General features: G+C 39.2%; 16 protein-coding genes and 2 riboswitches. Of the genes, 8 read left to right on the top strand and 8 right to left on the bottom strand.

Going from position 1 to position 17,569, the window contains the following annotated elements:
• Positions 1–8 precede the first annotated feature (8 nt).
• From cobK to HXV90_RS01710, 4 genes are read right to left on the bottom strand one after another with little or no spacing between them, the layout of a single operon-like run.
• Positions 9–770, bottom strand: coding sequence for a precorrin-6A reductase (gene cobK, locus HXV90_RS01725; protein ID WP_054549200.1), 762 nt, complete (start codon positions 768–770; stop codon positions 9–11).
• Entirely contained in the window at positions 767–1,705 is a 939-nt protein-coding gene (locus HXV90_RS01720) for a sirohydrochlorin chelatase (RefSeq protein ID WP_269898224.1), read from the bottom strand. The genes cobK and HXV90_RS01720 overlap by 4 nt, the downstream gene beginning before the upstream one ends.
• A gap of 14 nt (positions 1,706–1,719) precedes the next feature.
• A complete protein-coding gene (gene cobJ, locus HXV90_RS01715; RefSeq protein WP_054549198.1) occupies positions 1,720–3,387 on the bottom strand; it encodes a precorrin-3B C(17)-methyltransferase in 1,668 nt (555 codons plus the stop codon).
• 4 nt (positions 3,388–3,391) lie between these two features.
• Positions 3,392–3,763, bottom strand: a complete 372-nt coding sequence (locus HXV90_RS01710; RefSeq protein ID WP_004231296.1) for a (2Fe-2S) ferredoxin domain-containing protein — start codon at positions 3,761–3,763, stop codon at positions 3,392–3,394.
• A gap of 146 nt (positions 3,764–3,909) precedes the next feature.
• Positions 3,910–4,091, bottom strand: a riboswitch (cobalamin riboswitch).
• Positions 4,092–4,342: 251 nt separating this feature from the next.
• Positions 4,343–4,527, top strand: a riboswitch (cobalamin riboswitch).
• A 149-nt stretch (positions 4,528–4,676) separates the two neighbouring features.
• Here HXV90_RS01710 and HXV90_RS01705 point away from each other — a divergent pair.
• The 5 genes from HXV90_RS01705 to HXV90_RS01685 all read left to right on the top strand — a co-directional run bounded on the left by HXV90_RS01705 (position 4,677) and on the right by HXV90_RS01685 (position 10,955).
• Positions 4,677–5,423 (top strand): energy-coupling factor ABC transporter permease, encoded by a 747-nt coding sequence (locus tag HXV90_RS01705; protein ID WP_269898223.1) that lies wholly within the window; start codon positions 4,677–4,679, stop codon positions 5,421–5,423.
• 17 nt (positions 5,424–5,440) lie between these two features.
• Positions 5,441–5,698 carry an energy-coupling factor ABC transporter substrate-binding protein gene (locus tag HXV90_RS01700; RefSeq protein WP_004231291.1) on the top strand — a complete coding sequence of 86 codons (258 nt, stop codon included), beginning with the start codon at positions 5,441–5,443 and terminating at the stop codon, positions 5,696–5,698.
• 5 nt (positions 5,699–5,703) lie between these two features.
• Complete coding sequence (gene cbiQ / locus HXV90_RS01695) at positions 5,704–6,477, top strand: cobalt ECF transporter T component CbiQ (RefSeq protein WP_054549197.1); 774 nt, start codon at positions 5,704–5,706, stop codon at positions 6,475–6,477.
• Positions 6,474–7,310 (top strand): energy-coupling factor ABC transporter ATP-binding protein, encoded by an 837-nt coding sequence (locus tag HXV90_RS01690; RefSeq protein WP_269898222.1) that lies wholly within the window; start codon positions 6,474–6,476, stop codon positions 7,308–7,310. Before cbiQ ends, HXV90_RS01690 begins: the two co-directional genes overlap by 4 nt.
• A gap of 147 nt (positions 7,311–7,457) precedes the next feature.
• Positions 7,458–10,955 (top strand): S8 family serine peptidase, encoded by a 3,498-nt coding sequence (locus HXV90_RS01685; protein WP_269898221.1) that lies wholly within the window; start codon positions 7,458–7,460, stop codon positions 10,953–10,955.
• 97 nt (positions 10,956–11,052) lie between these two features.
• Here the strand turns inward: HXV90_RS01685 and HXV90_RS01680 are convergent, their stop codons facing one another.
• Complete coding sequence (locus HXV90_RS01680) at positions 11,053–11,493, bottom strand: GNAT family N-acetyltransferase (RefSeq protein WP_269898220.1); 441 nt, start codon at positions 11,491–11,493, stop codon at positions 11,053–11,055.
• 118 nt (positions 11,494–11,611) lie between these two features.
• The gene (locus tag HXV90_RS01675; RefSeq protein WP_269898219.1) at positions 11,612–12,700 is read right to left on the bottom strand and encodes a glycosyltransferase; all 1,089 of its coding nucleotides are present in this window, start codon (positions 12,698–12,700) and stop codon (positions 11,612–11,614) included.
• A 257-nt stretch (positions 12,701–12,957) separates the two neighbouring features.
• On the opposite strand from HXV90_RS01675, the gene HXV90_RS01670 reads away from it, so the two are divergent.
• The 3 genes from HXV90_RS01670 to HXV90_RS01660 are packed head-to-tail and all read left to right on the top strand — an operon-like array spanning position 12,958 to position 15,467.
• A complete protein-coding gene (locus HXV90_RS01670) occupies positions 12,958–13,557 on the top strand; it encodes a glycosyltransferase family 2 protein (RefSeq protein WP_016993848.1) in 600 nt (199 codons plus the stop codon).
• Between the two features lie 30 nt (positions 13,558–13,587).
• Positions 13,588–14,616: a polysaccharide biosynthesis protein gene (locus HXV90_RS01665; protein ID WP_054549192.1), complete on the top strand. Its 1,029-nt coding sequence runs from the start codon at positions 13,588–13,590 to the stop codon at positions 14,614–14,616.
• A complete protein-coding gene (locus HXV90_RS01660) occupies positions 14,613–15,467 on the top strand; it encodes an SDR family oxidoreductase (RefSeq protein WP_269898218.1) in 855 nt (284 codons plus the stop codon). The genes HXV90_RS01665 and HXV90_RS01660 overlap by 4 nt, the downstream gene beginning before the upstream one ends.
• A 47-nt stretch (positions 15,468–15,514) precedes the next feature.
• Here the strand turns inward: HXV90_RS01660 and HXV90_RS01655 are convergent, their stop codons facing one another.
• Complete coding sequence (locus tag HXV90_RS01655) at positions 15,515–16,267, bottom strand: alpha/beta fold hydrolase (protein WP_269898217.1); 753 nt, start codon at positions 16,265–16,267, stop codon at positions 15,515–15,517.
• Between the two features lie 24 nt (positions 16,268–16,291).
• Positions 16,292–17,530 carry a DNA polymerase IV gene (locus tag HXV90_RS01650; protein ID WP_048392334.1) on the bottom strand — a complete coding sequence of 413 codons (1,239 nt, stop codon included), beginning with the start codon at positions 17,528–17,530 and terminating at the stop codon, positions 16,292–16,294.
• Between the last annotated feature and the right edge of the window lie 39 nt (positions 17,531–17,569).

The following is a 17,569-nucleotide window of genomic DNA, read 5'->3' as shown; positions in this document are numbered from 1 at the left end:
AATGCCTCCTAAATTGTATGTTCAACAGCCTGTAATACTTCTTCAAATGTTGAATATTGTTGGCCGTACTGTATATTTGGTCGTGCAATAAGAATCGTTTCAATCTGGCATGCGAGAGCTGCCTCTAGCTTCTCATCAACTGAGCCCACTTTACCGCTTTCCTTGGTAATCATCAACGTCACTCCGTATTGACGAAATAGAGCTTCATTTAATTCCTTTGAAAACGGACCTTGAATAGCCACAATATCTCGCTGCGCCACGCCAAGTGCCTCACATTTTTCCATATTATCCAGTCGTGGAAGCATACGAGCGATTACTCTTGTGTTTTCTAAGCCCTGTAAAACCTTTGTAAAGGTAGCGAGTGTTTTACTACCTGTCGTTAGCATAATGACACCGCGTTTTTCTGCAGCTAGCTGAGCTGCCTCCTCATAATCCTTTACAACAGTAATCAAAGGATGGGCATAATGTTCATGAGCTCTTTCATAGCGAATATAAGGAATCTTTGCCTGCTCTGCCGCTGCCATCGCATTTTTAGAGGCTTCCTCCGCAAATGGATGAGAAGCATCTACCACCAATTGATAGCCCTGCTCTGTCATGATGGTCGCCATTTCCTCAGCTGTCAGTCTACCGATTAAATGTGGCAGGCCAACGTCAGCAAGACTAGAAGCTGCCGATTCAGTGACGACCGTAGCGGTTACCGCATAACCTGCGCTTTGTAATGCAAGGGCTAGATCCCTTGCATCACTTGTCCCTGCTAACATGAAAATCATTTTACCGGCTCCTCTTCATGATGATGGTCATGGTCATGATGGTCATGACCATGATCGTGATCGTGATGGTCGTGATGATGATGCGCATGTCCATGATCGTGATCATGATGGTGATGGTGATGTGCATGTCCATGTACTGCCGCATAGGCGCGATAATCTTCTAGATCTTGCATACCTGTTGATGTACCGTTGATTGCCTGTTCAATACGCTCTAATAAAACATTTTGTAACCGTTCATGGTAGCCAAAATAGTTAGCAATTTGAATATCACAATCTGGATAAAGTTCATTAAACTTCTCACACATGCCATGCATGCGTTCCATCAAAATGCCTGTGAATAAAAAGTATGGTAACATGATGATTTTTTTTGCACCTAGTTTGACACAACGTTCAATTCCTTCTTCAACTCGTGGATCTGTGACACCCATAAAAGCACTTTCTACGTATTTCACAGGTAGTTTTTCCCATAAAAGTCGCGTGATTTTATAAAAATCACCATTAGCAGATGGATCACTGCCACCTCGTGCAATCAATAAAATCGCTGTGTCTTCCTGCTCTTGTTCTGAATTAAAGCCAATTTCAGCTAGGCGATCTTGTAAAATGGCAAAGATTTCATCATGGATACCAATTGTTTGACCATATGTGAAGGTAATTGTTGGATAATGCTCACGCGCATGCTCTATTTCCGCTGGAATATGCAGTTTTGAATGGCCTGCATGCAGTAAAATGATTGGAATTACATGTACCTCTGTAGCTCCCTTTTTCACACAGTTTGTAATACCTTCTTCGATGTTAGGTGAAGCAAATTCAAGGAAACAAGTTTCCACTAAAAATTGTTCATCAATACGCGGTGTCATTTGTTCGATAAATGTACGAACCTCATCATTTCCTGCTGCTAAACGGCTCCCATGGCCGACAAATAAAATAGCTTTCATCTCTCTACTCCTTACTAGTCGCCGCACGGAGCTGGCTCTACTTTTATTTTGGAAGACATATCTTGATACGTAAAATGCAGTATTTTTTTCACACGTTTAAAATATTTAAATAAGCGTTCATTTGGATGAGCATTTGCTTTATATTCTTCAATAATATCTGTAATGAGTGGAATCAGCTGCTCAGGCTCCAGCCCTTCTACAACAGGCTGTGCTGCGTGTGCTGTACGACCGACTGGTTTTGCTCCAATAAAGACATCAAATTTACTTTTGCGGTAGACGATGCCAATATCATCAAATACAGCCCGATAACAGGCCATCCCACAGCCATTAAAGCCAATATTTAATGTCTTCGGTAAGGACATACCGCCTAGTTTTTCTTGTATTTCCTCTGCATATGGTATTGAATCAGCCTTTTCACCGTAGCAAAAATCACAAGCCTTCAGTGATAACACATCACCAATCGGGGATAATAAAAACCCTACTTCCTGTAATTTCTCTGTGATCTGTTCAGGGGCAGTCGTTGGTATTTTCAAATGAATTTGATGATCTGGTGTGTATTCCATCGTCCCCTCATCCCCAACGACCTCCGCTAACATCATCATTTGCTGGGGAGTAAAAAACTTATTGGCTACACCAGGACTTACTGCTAATTCAAAAATAGATTCTATTTTTTGCTGTACAAGCTTCGGTGTTACTTTGACTGCGCTTGTCCCTTTTACCATTGCAAGTGCCGCTGTAGCCATTTCAAGAGCTGTTTTTTTCGGCTTTGGCGTAGCGGCTATACTGGGTTTATTAAAGCGCCCTGCATTAGGGTCAGCCGTAAAGTCATTTCGCGCTGTTCCCGTCTCTTGGTTCATTGCCCAAGGTTCATTTTCTTCGCGTAAACGTTGATGTGGACGTAATGGCTGTTTCTCTTCACCCAGGGTATATTTACGTTGGTAACCGCGGGGCGTAATCATCTTATTGTCATAGAAAAATGTTGACGAATTCCCGATAATGACAGTTGTCAACATACCAATATCATGTTCTAGCATTTCTGCTAGTGTTGTCATGGTCACTTCTTGACGTTCTCGATAGGCACTTTTCACAAGCCCAACTGGTGTGTCTGGCGAACGATATTCTAAGAGTATTCGTTGAGCCTCGACAATTTGTCTTGTTCGACGTCCACTTTTAGGATTGTATAAAGCAATGACAAAGTCCGCCATTGCAGCTGCCTCGACACGCTTTGCAATTAAATTCCAAGGTGTTAGATGGTCACTCAAACTGATTGTACAAGCATCATGCATAATAGGTGCACCAAGTATGCTAGCGCATGAATTAATCGCAGAAATCCCAGGAACAATTTCAACTTCAATTCCTGTTGCTTCTGTCCAGCCTAGCTCAATTAACACCTCATAGACTAATCCTGCCATGCCATAGACGCCTGCATCACCACTCGAAATTACTGAGACGATGCTCCCTGCTTCGGCTTGACGAACGGCTTCCTGTGCACGCGACACTTCTTCTGTCATGCCTGTACTAACAATCGATTTTGCACTTACTAAATCTTGAATCAGCTCTACATAGGTTTTATAGCCTATAATCATATCACTTTGTTGTAAAGCCTCTACTGCACGTGTCGTAATATGCTTAAAATCTCCAGGTCCAAAGCCTACTACGAAAATTTTTCCTTTTTGCGCCATGTTGTTACCCCTCTTTCACCTTTTCGATCCCTTTAATGGCAGTTGTTTGAGCAGTACGCTGTAATGTACCTTCACGAAGTGTAAAGACATGTTCGTTGTATAAGGATTCATGATGTAAATCTTGTACTAGTGTTCTAGCATGCTCTGTTGATGGCACACGATACCAGTTTCCTTGAGGATAAGCGATTACCACACAAGCATCCTTGCAGCGTCCATTACAGCGCGTTCTTGTCGTATGTATTTCCTGATCGAGTGCTTGCCGTTGTATCTCATCTCGAATGGCTAAGGTAATTTCCTCCCCATCCTTTTTCATGCAGCTACTGCCATTGCAAATAAAGAGATGTGTTTTCATCCCCTCTAAATTCCAAGTTGTCATCTTCTGTCTCCCCTCATTTGCTTTTTGGAAAAAGAAAAACCTTTACTCTATAACGAAGAGTAAAGGTTTTGTAGAAGCCAAATAAAAACGAATAGAATGAAATACAGGTACCCGCTTTCGCTTCAACTTCTCCCTCCGAAAAGTTTGCATGCACAATCAAATAAGCAGGTTTCCTGACTTAAGCTTCATTTTACTGTCGCACCTTCCCAAGTTTGTACCAGTGGCTTTGCGATTTCATCAGCTATTACAGTAGCGGGGGCTGTATTGGATTTTCACCAATTTCCCTATTATCTCGAGCTATTCGAGCACTTATTGACGTTTTATATGAAATTTTTATTAGAATTTTAAATAGAAAACTGTCTTTATCATATCTTATTATTTTAAAATTTCAATATTTCTTTAAAAATTTATGACAAATTTATCAATTTTGAATGGAACTAGGTATGAAATTTATACAATCTATATAATTTGCGCACAAAATTTTATCAGAATATTCACTGTTGACCTTTAATTTAAAAAATTTCATAAAAGGTATAGCATATTTATGGAAATTCATGTTACACTTTGTCGTGAAATCTCACAATTTGAATGTTTTTCGGTGCAAAGTGCTTGTCATTTTGCTTAAAAGGGAAGCCGGTTTGAGCCCGGCGCGGTCCCGCCACTGTAATAGGGAGCTTTATAGAATATGTCACTGTCCAACGGATGGGAAGACCTATAAAGCATTGAACTAGAGCCAGGAGACCTGCCGAAAAATAAGTGATCGTTTCAACCTACGAGGATAGGTGTGCGGCTTAGCAGATGAGACTGTTATTTGCTTTTTTAGCTATGCACTTTTCCACCTAAGGAGAAGTGCTTTTTTTAATTACGCACGCAATATTCTAAAAATCTATTAATTAGTTAGGAGGAAAGCTTTTTGAAATTATCATGGTGGAAACTTAGTTATTTTTTACTGGCCTTTTTAATCGTGCCAAAACGTGCCTTTGCCATGCATATCATGGAAGGTTTTTTACCAATCGAATGGGCTATTTTTTGGTGGGTGATCTCTATCCCATTTATCATTCTAGGATTGCGTTCTATTCGAAAAACCATTGATGAAAATCCTGAAACAAAAATGCTTTTGGGGCTTTCAGGAGCCTTTGCCTTTGTGCTATCCGCCCTAAAAATCCCTTCAGTTACAGGTAGTTGCTCTCACCCAACTGGTGTAGGACTTGGGACAGTACTCTTTGGCCCTCTAGCAATGAGTGTAATTGGAACAATCGTTTTATTATTTCAATCTTTATTATTAGCTCATGGAGGAATTACAACTTTAGGGGCTAATACCTTTTCTATGGCTATTGTTGGTCCTTTTATTGCTTACTTTGTCTTTAAAGGGGCTCAAAAAGTAGGGTTGTCATTTTCACTAGCCATATTCTTTGCAGCTATGCTTGGTGATTTAGGTACATACATTGTGACTTCTGTACAACTTGCACTAGCCTTTCCTTCAGAGGTTGGAGGCTTTATGGCATCCTTTACAAAGTTTGCAAGTATTTTTGCCTTAACTCAAATTCCTTTAGCAGTGAGTGAAGGAATTTTAACGGTCATTGTGATGAATTTCTTGAAAAAATACAATGTTAGCGAATTAAAAACGTTACGTGTTTTCTCAACAAAGGAGGCACATTAACAAATGAAAAAAATTTATTGTTATTAGCAATTGTTGTGTTGTTAGCCATCATTCCCTTATTCATACAAAAAGGTGCTGAATTTGGTGGTGCTGATGGAGAAGCAGAAGCAGCTATTGGTGAAATTAATGCGGAATATGAACCATGGTTTGAAAGTCTATGGGAGCCACCAAGTGGTGAAATCGAAAGCTTATTATTCGTGCTACAGGCAGCTATAGGAGCTGGCTTTATTGGCTACTTCATCGGCTATATGCGTGGCAAACACAAAGAAGGTTAACCATTATGTTACTCATTGATAAGTATGCCTATCTGAATAAGCTAGCGTCCGTTCATCCGCTAGAAAAAATGATATTTTCACTTGGACTACTTCTCATAACGCTCATCATGAGAGATGAACGACTTTCACTCATTACATTTTTTGTAATGAGTGCTTTTATCATTTTAGGTGCAAAAATTCCGCTTGCATACTACGGCAAATTATTATTGCTACCTAGCTTTTTCTTATTAACAAGTCTCGTATCTATTTTACTTTCCTTTACATCATCAACGAATACACTCCCTGCCCATATTTGGTCGTTTACATTTAGGAATTGGACTGTCTTTATTGGGAATGCAAGTGTGTTAGCAGCGCAACAGCTGTTCTTTATTGTCCTTGGTAGCATTAGTTGTTTATACTTTTTAATTCTAACCACTTCCGTACAAGGAATATGTTATGTGCTACGACAATGGCGACTCCCCTCTTTATTAGTGGAGCTCGTCGAACTAATCTATCGTTTTATTTTTATGTTTTTAGAAAGCATGCAAAATATACATCTCGCCCAGCAAGCACGTCTTGGCTATCATTCACCGATGCAATGGCTACGCTCTGTCTCCATGCTTATTGTGGCATTATTTGTGGAAATGTTTCAGCGTAGCCGAGAGCTCAACAATGCCATGCAATCACGTGGAGGCGAGGCCGTCTACTGGCAAGAGATGGGCTCTTATAGCAAGAAAAATTGGCTAGGCATGGCAGCTATTTTACTAGTCCTCATCGTATATGGAGGGTATTTTACATGACAGCATTTTATTTTGAACTCAACCAATTATCTTATGCCTATGCGGATGGTACGAAGGCGTTGTCAGATATTACATTAGACATTCCAAAAGGTAAAAAAATCGCCATACTCGGACATAATGGCGCAGGAAAATCGACTTTATTTCAGCATCTTAACGGTATTTTAAAACCTACAGCTGGAACGATTGTATTCGAAGGCAACGATCTGGAATATAGTCGAAAAGCTTTAAAGGCCCTACGCCAAAAAGTCGGCATTGTTTTTCAGAATGCAGATCATCAGCTTTTTTCAGGGACCGTCAAGCAAGATATAGCATTTGGCCCATTGAATCTCGGCTGGTCTACTGAAAAAACGGAAGAAAAAATAGCATGGGCCGTTGCGCAAACCGAAGTGGAAGATTTGCTTGATAAACCCATTCATTTTTTAAGCGTAGGTCAGAAAAAACGTGTAGCAATGGCAGGTGTTTTAGCGATGGAGCCCTCTGTCCTTTTGTTAGATGAACCAACAGCAGGTCTTGATAATTATTATGCTACACAAGTATTACAATACTTAGCCAAATTAGATGATGGTGAGAGAACCATTTTACTAGCAACCCATGACATACCTCTCGCCTATGAATGGGCAGATCTAATCATTGTTATGGAGGCTGGAAAAATTATTTATAACGGTGATCCAATCACCTTGTTTTATGAAGACGAATTGTTATATCGCGCGCATCTTGAACGTCCATGGATTTTTGAAATGGTCATAGCTTTGCAAAAAAAGAAGCTATTGCAGGAAAATATCAACATCCCTCGTTCCAAGCAGGAGCTACAACAATTAATAGAACAGATCTAAAGCTTTTAATAATGCTAGGTTTTTTCGTTATACCTACCAAAAATTAAAATAGCAAAGAAAAATTTTCCTCCATTACGAAACTTTTCTAATCTTTGTCCGTATTAATATAGTCGAGATTTAATTTATAACACCAAGGAGAGATAACAATTGAAAAGTTGGTATAAAAAATCAGTCGCTGTTGTAGCATCTGCTGCACTCATGGTTCCTGCTGCTTCTGCCTTTGCTGAGGCACCTCAGCATAAAGCGAAAAACATGCTGGCAAACAGTGCGAAACAAACAGAGAAAAATGAAGAAAAATGGATGAGTAAGGATACAATTGTTATCAAGCATTCAGGTCTTGATAAAAACGTACATAAAAAAATTGGCTCCAAGGTCATCCGCTCCATTCCTTCATTAGGGTATGATGTTGTACAACTAAATAAAGGCGTATCGATCGAAAAAGCCGTCTCTTACTATTTAAAGCAAAACGGAATATCAAGTGTATCTCCTAGTTACATCTATCATTCTTTTAATAAAGAAGCTGATCCTAAAAAACAAGAGATGTATCATTTAAACTTACTGCAAATGGATAAGGCACTAGAATTAGCAGGCAACCATGATGTCACAGTTGCTGTCATTGATTCTGGTGTAGATTTTAAACACCCCGATCTAAAGTCACAAGTACTTCCACCCTATAATGCAGCAGCACCTGCTAATACTACTTATTCAGGCGATCACGGAACACATGTGGCAGGTATTATCGCCGCAGCAAAAGATAATGGCGTAGGTGGGCATGGGATTAATCCGAATGCAAAGTTACTGCCAATTGATGTATTTAACGGCAAAGAAGGTGCTAATGATTTCATCATTGCACAGGGTATTCTTTATGCAATTGAGCAGGGCGTTGACGTCATTAATATGAGTCTAGGAGGCTATGGTGAATCTCCCCTGATGAAGGAAGCCGTTCAGAAAGCGATTGATAGTGGGATTACAATTGTGGCGGCCGCAGGAAATGAATCGACAGATGAATATTCCTTCCCCGCTTCTTTCGAAGGTGTCATTAGTGTTGGTTCAACAAACGAACGTAACAAACTATCAAGCTACTCCAATTACGGACCATCTGTGGATATTGTTGCACCAGGTGAAGACATTTATAGTACCGTTCATGATGCGAAGAAAGGATCATCTTTTGTCAAGTTTAGTGGAACATCCATGGCCTCTCCTGTCGTGGCAGGTATCGCCTCTCTTCTTAAATCCAAAGACCCATCTTTAAAACCGCATCAAATAGAAGCGATTTTAGAAATGACCGCACAAGATTTGGGCGAGAAAGGCTATGATCTTACTTATGGTCACGGATTAGTTGATCCTGTAAAAGCATTACAATTTGATTTAAATAAATTGCCTAAGCATTATTCAGAGACAAAGGAAGATCGTATTAAGAACGCCAAGATCCTTACTAAAAATAAGCTAAATACAGAACAGGGTGCTTTTGAACAGCAAGACGAAAAGAAATGGTATAAAGTCGATTTAGAAGAAAATGAATATGCTCAATTAACATTAAAAGGCGCTGACAAATACGACTATGCCTTTGATTTATATTTCTACCCAAATAGCGGGATTGGTGATGTAGAGCCTATCCATGTCAATGATGTTCGCGTAGGAAAAAAAGAAGGTTATCTATTTAAAGCAGATCAAAAGGGAACGCTTGTCATTGGTGTCAAAGATCATAATGGAAGCTATAGTTTAAAAGGCAAATCTACTTACATTTTTACAGCACAAACGACGAAGGACTTGCCAATTGATACAATAGACAAGTCTACGATGGAGCCTATTAAAAAGTTCCCATATAGTACAGCAGGTAAAAACTATACATTACTGTCAAAAGATCAACAACAAGATCAAGATTACTTCACGTTCTCTGTCAAAAAACCGACGACGTTACAATTTGATCTATCGGGAATTCCAGGTGTCACTGCCTCTATGGAGCTTTATCTAAAAGATGACTTTAATCCTGTGCCACCAGAAGAAATCGATCAAGCTGAAAATGATGAAGGTGAAGAAGAAGCCTATCCAATGCAGACCGCTTATGGTACAGCAAAAGGTGAACCGGTTCGTATGATTATCGACGCTGTTCCAGATCAAGAGTACGTTTTAAGTGTATCTAATGAAAGTAATAGCGAGTTTTCTATGGAGATGTTCTTTAGTGGCGGCATCGAAAAAGAAGAAACGATCAGCGAATCGATGATCCCTTACACATTAAAAGGTGAAGTAGTTTCCCTCCCACCTGATGAGGATGGTCTACCTGTAGATGAAGCCATGATCGAAGAAAATGTTCCAGAGAGCCAATTACCGCTTATAGAAAACAACATAAAAAAACGTAATGAAATTGACAGCCTGATGAGTATGTTATTGAATCCTACGGCTTCAGGCAACCTAGAAAATGTTGACCCTATCATTAAGCAGGCAATCCGCTTTGAAATAGGTGACGATCAAAAAGCTTATTTCCAAACAGATTATGATGAGGATTATTTCTTATTTAAAGCGAAGGAAGACGCCCTTTATAGCTTCAGCTTTTTGAAAGGCATGAACCAAATGCCGACAGGTACAGTGTTTGAATATGATGAAGAAACAAAAGAATTAATTCCCGTTTCTTCCTTAACTAATGACCTTGGTATACTGGCACTACTACTTGGTTCAGCTGGTAACGAAGACGATGCAAAGGTCATACCATTGAAAAAGGACAAAACATACGTGGTAGCCGTTGTCAATGCTGGAGAACGGTCTGCTGAGCCTTATACATTGAAAACAAAGAAAATAGGCGATATTCCAGCAGAGTACAATCCAAACAATCATGAGGAAGCAAAAGCGCTAAAAATTCAACCAGGTACTACTTATAGAGACCACCTGATTTATCAAGATGATGTAGATTATTACTACTATAAGCAACAAGGCAATGATGAAGTCATGAGTCTGCTTCTTTCTTCAGTTCCTTTTACTAATGAACAATTGGCTCAGCTACCTAAAGAACTGCAAAAGGACTTGAAATTTGCAGGAGCTATTATCGAAGATACGAACGGCAATATGAAGATTGATGCCAAAGAAATGGAGACAGAAATTCCATTTGGCTTAGGTGATAATATTCTTGAAATGTTACTTGGAATGATGGGTACAAACGATGTAAATACATCGTTTAAGGCAAAGAAGGATCGAGGCTATTTTATTCTAGTCAACAGTATGGGGCTTGGCCAAGTATCGATTCAGCCTTATACATTAACATTGTTTGATCATAAGCATGTGGATGAAGATGCGGATTCAAAATTAGTAAATGGTGTACCTAGCAAGCCATCTGTTCTTGTGAAAAAGGATGAGAAATGGGTTGCAACGCAATATTTAAATGCAGGTATACCATTTGGTGATAAAGACTATTTTGAATGGAATAACGACCAGAAACGCGAAGTCTTCTTCTCACTCCAAACAGAAAAAGCGTTGGATGGTGTTATTCGAGTGTTAGATGCAAACGGAAAAACCGTCAAAACATTCGATCTTTATGGTGTTGGTGATGCCGAGGTTGGTACGGTGGAGCTTGATGCAGGCAAATACTATATTGAAGTAAGTGAGTTTGATGGCAAAGCTAGCACACAACCCTATACGCTTGAAATAAAATAGTTAGAATTAAAAATATCCCCTAGATCAAAACGATCTAGGGGATATTTATGATCTGAAAGAAGCATTTTCATCCAACGATGAGATTCACCACTTCGGCTTACATAAAATATTTAACATAATTACAATATTCATCTTGCTTCATTTGTAGCTTTTCATAAAGCTTACGTGCATTTACATTATCAGCCGCCGTTTGTAACGTGACATAGCGAGCATACTGTTGCTCGCAATAATGAAATACCTTTTCCATCAATGCCTTGCCCACCCCTAGGCCTCTAGCATCTTCTGTTACATAAATATCATTTAAAATATAGGCTCGCTGTAAAGCAATGGACGAAAATGTTGGATATAATTGTGTAAATCCAATTATCTTGTCATCCATCAGCGCGATAAAAATGACGGATTCTTTCAAGGCCAATCGTAATTGTAAAAATGCCTTGGCACTGCTTATATCTGACTCAATTCCATAAAATTGACGATATTCATCAAACAGTTTTGCTAAGTCCTCTAGTTCATCCATTGTTGCTTGTCGTATTTCCATTCTAGTCTCCCCTTGTGTCTACCCATGATTGTCTAGCTTTATAAAACTAGTTTTTATTATATAGGAAATACTGGTATAAAGAAAAGAATACTCCTCTCAATCCAGAAAAGATTCACTTTTATTCACCTAAATAATTGGCAACCTTCTTGACGATCTGCCTCCAATTTAATTCCTTGCGGGCAAATGCTTGAAGCTGGACACAAGTATCTGCCAATAATGATTCCTGTGCTGCAACTTGTTGCAATGTCTGACCTATCGCCTCCCAATCATGTGTAGGATGGATTGTACCAAAACGCTGTTGTTGTGTAATATCAGCAGCACCATCCACATCTGTTGTCACGATATAGCAACCATTTTTAGCTGCCTCCGCAAAGACATGGGCATAACATTCGACTAAAGACGTTAAGCAAAAAATTTTAGCCTTACGATACTCCTCTTCTAGCTGGACCTTATCAACAATAGGTCCTACCATCGTTACTTGAGCGGCAAGCGGATGACTATCTAGTAATAGTCTCAGCTCTTCTTGAAATGAGACTGACATCGGCCCTACTAAACGAAGCTCCCAATCTGGCAGTTGTGCTGCTAAAAATGCCTTGACTGTCAAAATTGTTTGCTTCTCTGGTGCATCCAATCGCCCAACTGTTAGAATTCTATTTTCTTTCTCGTGAAACGGCACTGGCTCTGTGGGGAAATGTTCATAAAAACCATTGGGTATATGTTTCACATCCAATTGTGAAAAGTCTTTGATTGCTGTTTGAATAGATATGCATTCAGAGGTAAGGAGATCACAAAGCTGCAACAACTCTAAAAAATAGGGATAGGTTTTTAATCGATTTAGCCAAAATCGATTAACATCTAATTTCATATAAATTTTGCCATTTGGATTAAAATGCTTATAGGTTTTCAAAATAGCTAAATAGGATGGATAGGATCCAATAGCAAAGGCAATGTCGATGTCCCTTGCATGCTGGGCTAAATAAGCATTCATATTCACCACATAATCATCTTCAAATGGTACAGACTCAAATTTTACAGTGGGAAAGACTTGTTGAAGTAGAGCTTCATTCATTTCTGTCGTGACAATAGTGACCTCATAGCCTAAATGTTCCCCCAATAAAATAGGCACTAGACACAAATCTTTGAAAATATGGGCATCCGAAAGTTTGTAAGATTCCACGCTACAAATAAATGCTATTCTTTTTGTCATCGTATCCCTCTTTCTAAAAAAAGCGCTCTCGCTAGTTTATGACCTCTCTTGCTAAATGTGCTTATGTTAATAAATTTTCGTCTTTCTTATGCCATATCTCTAGTAAACATAAAAATTCTATCTAAAAACACTCTCTTATAAAACATCCTAAAATAAGCAATTGCCTACAGTAGCACTACGTCTACGCATATTGTATTAAAGGATCTACTCAGTCACATGGAACAACTCTACTAATGAACATAGAATGGAGGGATCAGATGAAGATTAGTTTTTTATCACCTGCATTTAATAGCGAAGAATGGATCGTAACGATGCTTGATAGTATTCCTAAAGAATATGCCTATGAAATTATTGTGGTAGATGATGGCTCTACAGACAATACGCTAGCCATTTTACAGGATTATCAGAAAAACTGTGCAGCTTTAAAAATCATCGTTCATCCAACGAATTTAGGTGCGAGTGTTGCCTACAATCGCTGCATTGCAGAAGCGACAGGAGATTATATAGCCATCATCGATAGTGATGACCACTATTTACCTGCTATTCGCAATGTACTAGCACAGGTGGATGGCACATTTGATATTTACTATTACAACATGATTATTAAAAATGGCTTTGCTTTTATTAAAGATGAATCCAACCGCTATTCCTTACCTGGGCAATTTAAGATTATCAGGAGAAGTTTAATTGGAGATGCGAAATTTACGATACGCAAAGATATTGCAGGAGATTGGGATTTTAATTGTGCCCTGATGGATAAAAATCCGACAAGTAAATATACTAATGAATTTGCTTATTGGTACAACTACCCTAGGGAGAACTCAGAATGTGACCTACATCAAAGAGGATTGAAATAATAGCATGCAGGAGGTGTAACGAACTATACAATGTTTACAGATAAAATATTATTGATTACTGGAGGCACGGGCTCTTTCGGGAACGCCGTATTAAAGCGATTCTTAAATACAGATATCAAGGAAATTCGGATTTTTTCAAGGGATGAAAAAAAGCAAGATGATATGCGAAAACACTATCAGCATACAAAAATTAAATTTTATATCGGGGATGTCCGCGATATTCAAAGCATTCACAATGCGATGTATAATGTTGACTATGTATTTCATGCCGCCGCTCTCAAGCAAGTTCCCTCCTGCGAATTTTTTCCCTTAGAAGCTGTGAAAACCAATATTTTAGGAACAGATCACGTACTAACAGCCGCCATTCAAGCTGGCGTCAAGAAAATCATTTGCCTGTCGACAGATAAGGCCGCGTACCCTGTCAATGCGATGGGTATATCCAAGGCAATGATGGAAAAAACGTTTATTGCAAAGTCACGAATGGTTGACCCTCACCATACCCTAATTTGTGGCACTCGATACGGTAATGTCATGGCTTCACGAGGCTCGGTTATCCCATTATTCATTGAACAGATAAAGGCTGGGAAACCTTTAACGATTACGGACCCTCATATGACACGTTTTATGATGAGCCTTGAGGAAGCGGTAGAATTGGTATTGTACGCATTCTCACATGCTCAAAACGGGGATATTATGGTGCAAAAATCACCTGCTGCCACAATAGCAAATTTAGCACAGGCTTTACTTGAGATCTTTCAAGCGAACAACGCCATGCAAATTATCGGAACACGGCACGGAGAAAAAATGTATGAAGTATTATGTACGAAAGAAGAAGCGGCAAAAGCTATTGATATGGGCCATTTCTATCGAATCCCCGCGGATAATCGGGATTTAAATTATGGAAAATACCTCGATGAGGGCTCTCCCAAAATTACATTAACGGATGAATATAACTCGAACAATACCCAACAATTAAGTGTGGCTGACATTAAAGTAAAGCTATTAACATTGCCTCTTATACAAGAAGAGCTCCTTCATTGGACAGGAGGAAAACCATGAAATTTTTAGTGCTCGGTGCTACAGGCATGGCTGGTCATACCATTGCCATCTATTTATGTGAACAAGGGCATGATGTAACAACATACTCTCGAACCCCTTTTCCCTATGGCAATAATAGAACAGGTGATGTGACAGACTCCCATTTTTTAAGGTCGCTACTACTAGACAATGAGGTAGATGTCGTCATTAATTGTATTGGTGTTTTAAACAATGCTTGTGAGGCTCATCCTGCCCAAAGTGTTTTACTGAATAGCTATTTACCGCATGCCATTGTATCTCTCCTTGAAAATCGACACACAAAGCTTATTCATCTAAGTACCGACTGCGTATTTTCAGGCAAAAGTGCTCCCTACTATGAAAATAGTGTACTAGACGGGGAAACCTTTTATGACCGCACCAAAGGTATAGGGGAAGTGAATAACGATAAGCACATAACATTTCGTAATTCCATAATTGGTCCTGATTTGAAAAAGGATGGCATCGGACTCTTCAATTGGTTTATGCAACAAAAAAGTCCCGTCTATGGCTATTCGGGTGCTATTTGGACGGGAGTGACAACACTTACTTTGGCTAAAGCCATTGAACGTGTTGCACAACAAGATTTAACAGGACTCTATCATCTCGTCAATACGACAAGTATTTCTAAACTCGATCTACTGCATCTATTTAATAAGCACTTCCTGAACAACAGTATAAAAATTTTTCCTCATCACCTTGTTCAAATTAATAAAACATTAATAAATACAAGAAATGACTTTTCATTTATTGTCCCTAGCTACGAAGAAATGATGATAGAGATGAAGCAATGGATATTGCAGCATAAACACTTATATCCTCACTATTTTCAATGATCCATACATCAACTCCATTATGGATGACGATTCGTAATGGGGTTCCCCTACCAGATAACTGTCCCTTCAGGTAATTGACCATCCTTAATCCAATTCTCTACAAAGCGATTAAAAAATGCAGGCTGGGCTAATGAGACGCCGTGACCGATGTTCTTCAATAACACACCCTTGCTATTTGGATGACTTCGCACAAGTGCTTTAGCAGATTTTCTCATGTTGCTTTTCTCTTTTTCTCCCACAGTTATTAGGATCTTTCCTTGAGCTTTGTTAAAGTCAGCTGGGATGGAAAACGACATATTTTCTCGCAAAATTTGAATCAATGTATCTACTTTCATCGTGGCACTCTCTTGATAGTAACGCTCAAAATAATCTTCTTGAATGTACAGGGCTTTTGCTTGAAGTTTCGCAAATGTTTTATTTTTTATAAGCGGAAATGACAGCCGAATAAACGGTTGAAGCATCCTTTCTACAGTAGGAGAGGGTATCACGAGCGCACTATTGATGATCGTAAAATCGATTAAACTAGGCTGTAGACTTAGCATTTGAATAGCGATTTGCGCTCCTAAAGAGAAACCAATTACTATAACAGGCTTCCCTTTGGCTTTTTTCTCAATAAGCAGAAGAAGCTCTTTCGCACTTTGTTCAATGGAAAATGGATGGTGTGTCATTAGCTCAGGTATAACACAGTGATAATGGGAAAAATGGTGAACTTGCTGATCCCACATCCACCCTCCAACGCCCCCTCCATGAATAAACATCATGAAAGGATTGTTAGCATCCCCATACTCCTTGTATTGCATAGATACACCTACTTTCATTCTTTCTCATTCATGGTCATCTAAAAAATCTTTACTAAAGCTTGTTTGTGATTGATAGGAGGAACGTTTCCCTAAATCTACACCACGTTTTATAATCCCCTTGCCAAACCGTCCCTCAATTTCATCGACAAGCTTGAGAATCGGTTCATCTTTCGCATGCTCCTGAAAATCAAATATCGATAATTGCTGTGAATAATCTTTACGATCCACCACATTGGAAACCGTTACACCAAGTAATCTTACAGGAGATTCATCCCAATGCTTATCAAATAAAGTACAAGCAATGTCGTAAATTTCTTCATAACGATACAGGACATTGGACATTGTTTTCGAACGTGTATGATTATGCCAATCAGCATCCCGAATTTGAATGCTCACAGTTGAACCTGCTAAGCGCTTGGCATCAAGACGCTCCACCACTTTTTTACATAGACCTTCGATTGTTTTATGAAGTGTACGAACATCTGTTACATCTTCTGGTAATGTTGTTGAATTCCCAACGCTTTTCGTATCAAAGATTGCCTCAGGATCGACCATGCGCTGATCCACCCCATTGGCCCTTGCTCGAAGCCGTACCCCATTCTTCCCTAAAATTTGCTTCATTTTAAATTCTTCTGTCTTAGCTAAATCACCTATTGTAAAGATGCCTTGTGCATTTAATTTTTTAGCAGTACTTGCTCCAATCCCATGCATGTTGACAACCTCACGATGCCATAATTGCTGTTCAATATCCCGTATTCGTAGTACGGTAATCCCCATCGGTTTCTTCATATCAGAGGCTGTTTTCGCTAAAAATTTATTCGGTGCAATACCGATGGAACAAGGTAAATCCAGCTCATCTAAAATGCGCGCTTGTATTTCCTGGGCAATACTTAAGGCATGCCGTTCCTTGCTTAGCTCAGTCACATCCAAGTAGCCCTCATCAATCGAAACAGGCTCTACTAATGGTGTATAGCTTCGAAGAATGGTGAACATTTCTTTAGATGCATGACGATACTTTTGAAAATCTGGAGGTAATAACAATAGCTCAGGACATTTACGCTTTGCTTCATGAACAGTCATAGTTGTATAAATGCCTAGCGCTCTTGCTTCATATGAACAAGTTACTAAAATGCCACGCCGTTCTTTTGGGTTCCCTGCAATTGCGATAGGCTTCCCCTTTAAACTTGGGTCATGGGCTTGCTCCACAGAAGCATAGAAACTGTTCATATCCACATGCAAAATAACACGCCCTTTATGTGCCATGTTCATCACCTCGTTTCTTTCTTAGCCTTATTATACGCC

The sequence above is a fragment of the Lysinibacillus sp. JK80 genome, from assembly GCF_027557635.1.
In the GTDB taxonomy this organism is placed as follows: domain Bacteria; phylum Bacillota; class Bacilli; order Bacillales_A; family Planococcaceae; genus Lysinibacillus; species Lysinibacillus capsici.
The sequence above is the reverse complement of the archived record's forward strand: the minus strand, read 5'-3'. Positions and strand labels throughout refer to the sequence as shown.

Coding starts and splice junctions, on each gene's coding strand:
- HXV90_RS01720 (WP_269898224.1), bottom strand. CDS start 1,705: ATGAAAGCTATTTTATTTGTCGGCCATGGGAGCCGTTTAGCAGCAGGA.
- cbiQ (WP_054549197.1), top strand. CDS start 5,704: ATGTTACTCATTGATAAGTATGCCTATCTGAATAAGCTAGCGTCCGTT.
- HXV90_RS01675 (WP_269898219.1), bottom strand. CDS start 12,700: ATGACAAAAAGAATAGCATTTATTTGTAGCGTGGAATCTTACAAACTT.
- HXV90_RS01660 (WP_269898218.1), top strand. CDS start 14,613: ATGAAATTTTTAGTGCTCGGTGCTACAGGCATGGCTGGTCATACCATT.
- HXV90_RS01710 (WP_004231296.1), bottom strand. CDS start 3,763: ATGACAACTTGGAATTTAGAGGGGATGAAAACACATCTCTTTATTTGC.
- cobJ (WP_054549198.1), bottom strand. CDS start 3,387: ATGGCGCAAAAAGGAAAAATTTTCGTAGTAGGCTTTGGACCTGGAGAT.
- HXV90_RS01655 (WP_269898217.1), bottom strand. CDS start 16,267: ATGCAATACAAGGAGTATGGGGATGCTAACAATCCTTTCATGATGTTT.
- HXV90_RS01680 (WP_269898220.1), bottom strand. CDS start 11,493: ATGGAAATACGACAAGCAACAATGGATGAACTAGAGGACTTAGCAAAA.
- HXV90_RS01690 (WP_269898222.1), top strand. CDS start 6,474: ATGACAGCATTTTATTTTGAACTCAACCAATTATCTTATGCCTATGCG.
- HXV90_RS01650 (WP_048392334.1), bottom strand. CDS start 17,530: ATGGCACATAAAGGGCGTGTTATTTTGCATGTGGATATGAACAGTTTC.
- HXV90_RS01670 (WP_016993848.1), top strand. CDS start 12,958: ATGAAGATTAGTTTTTTATCACCTGCATTTAATAGCGAAGAATGGATC.
- HXV90_RS01665 (WP_054549192.1), top strand. CDS start 13,588: ATGTTTACAGATAAAATATTATTGATTACTGGAGGCACGGGCTCTTTC.
- cobK (WP_054549200.1), bottom strand. CDS start 770: ATGATTTTCATGTTAGCAGGGACAAGTGATGCAAGGGATCTAGCCCTT.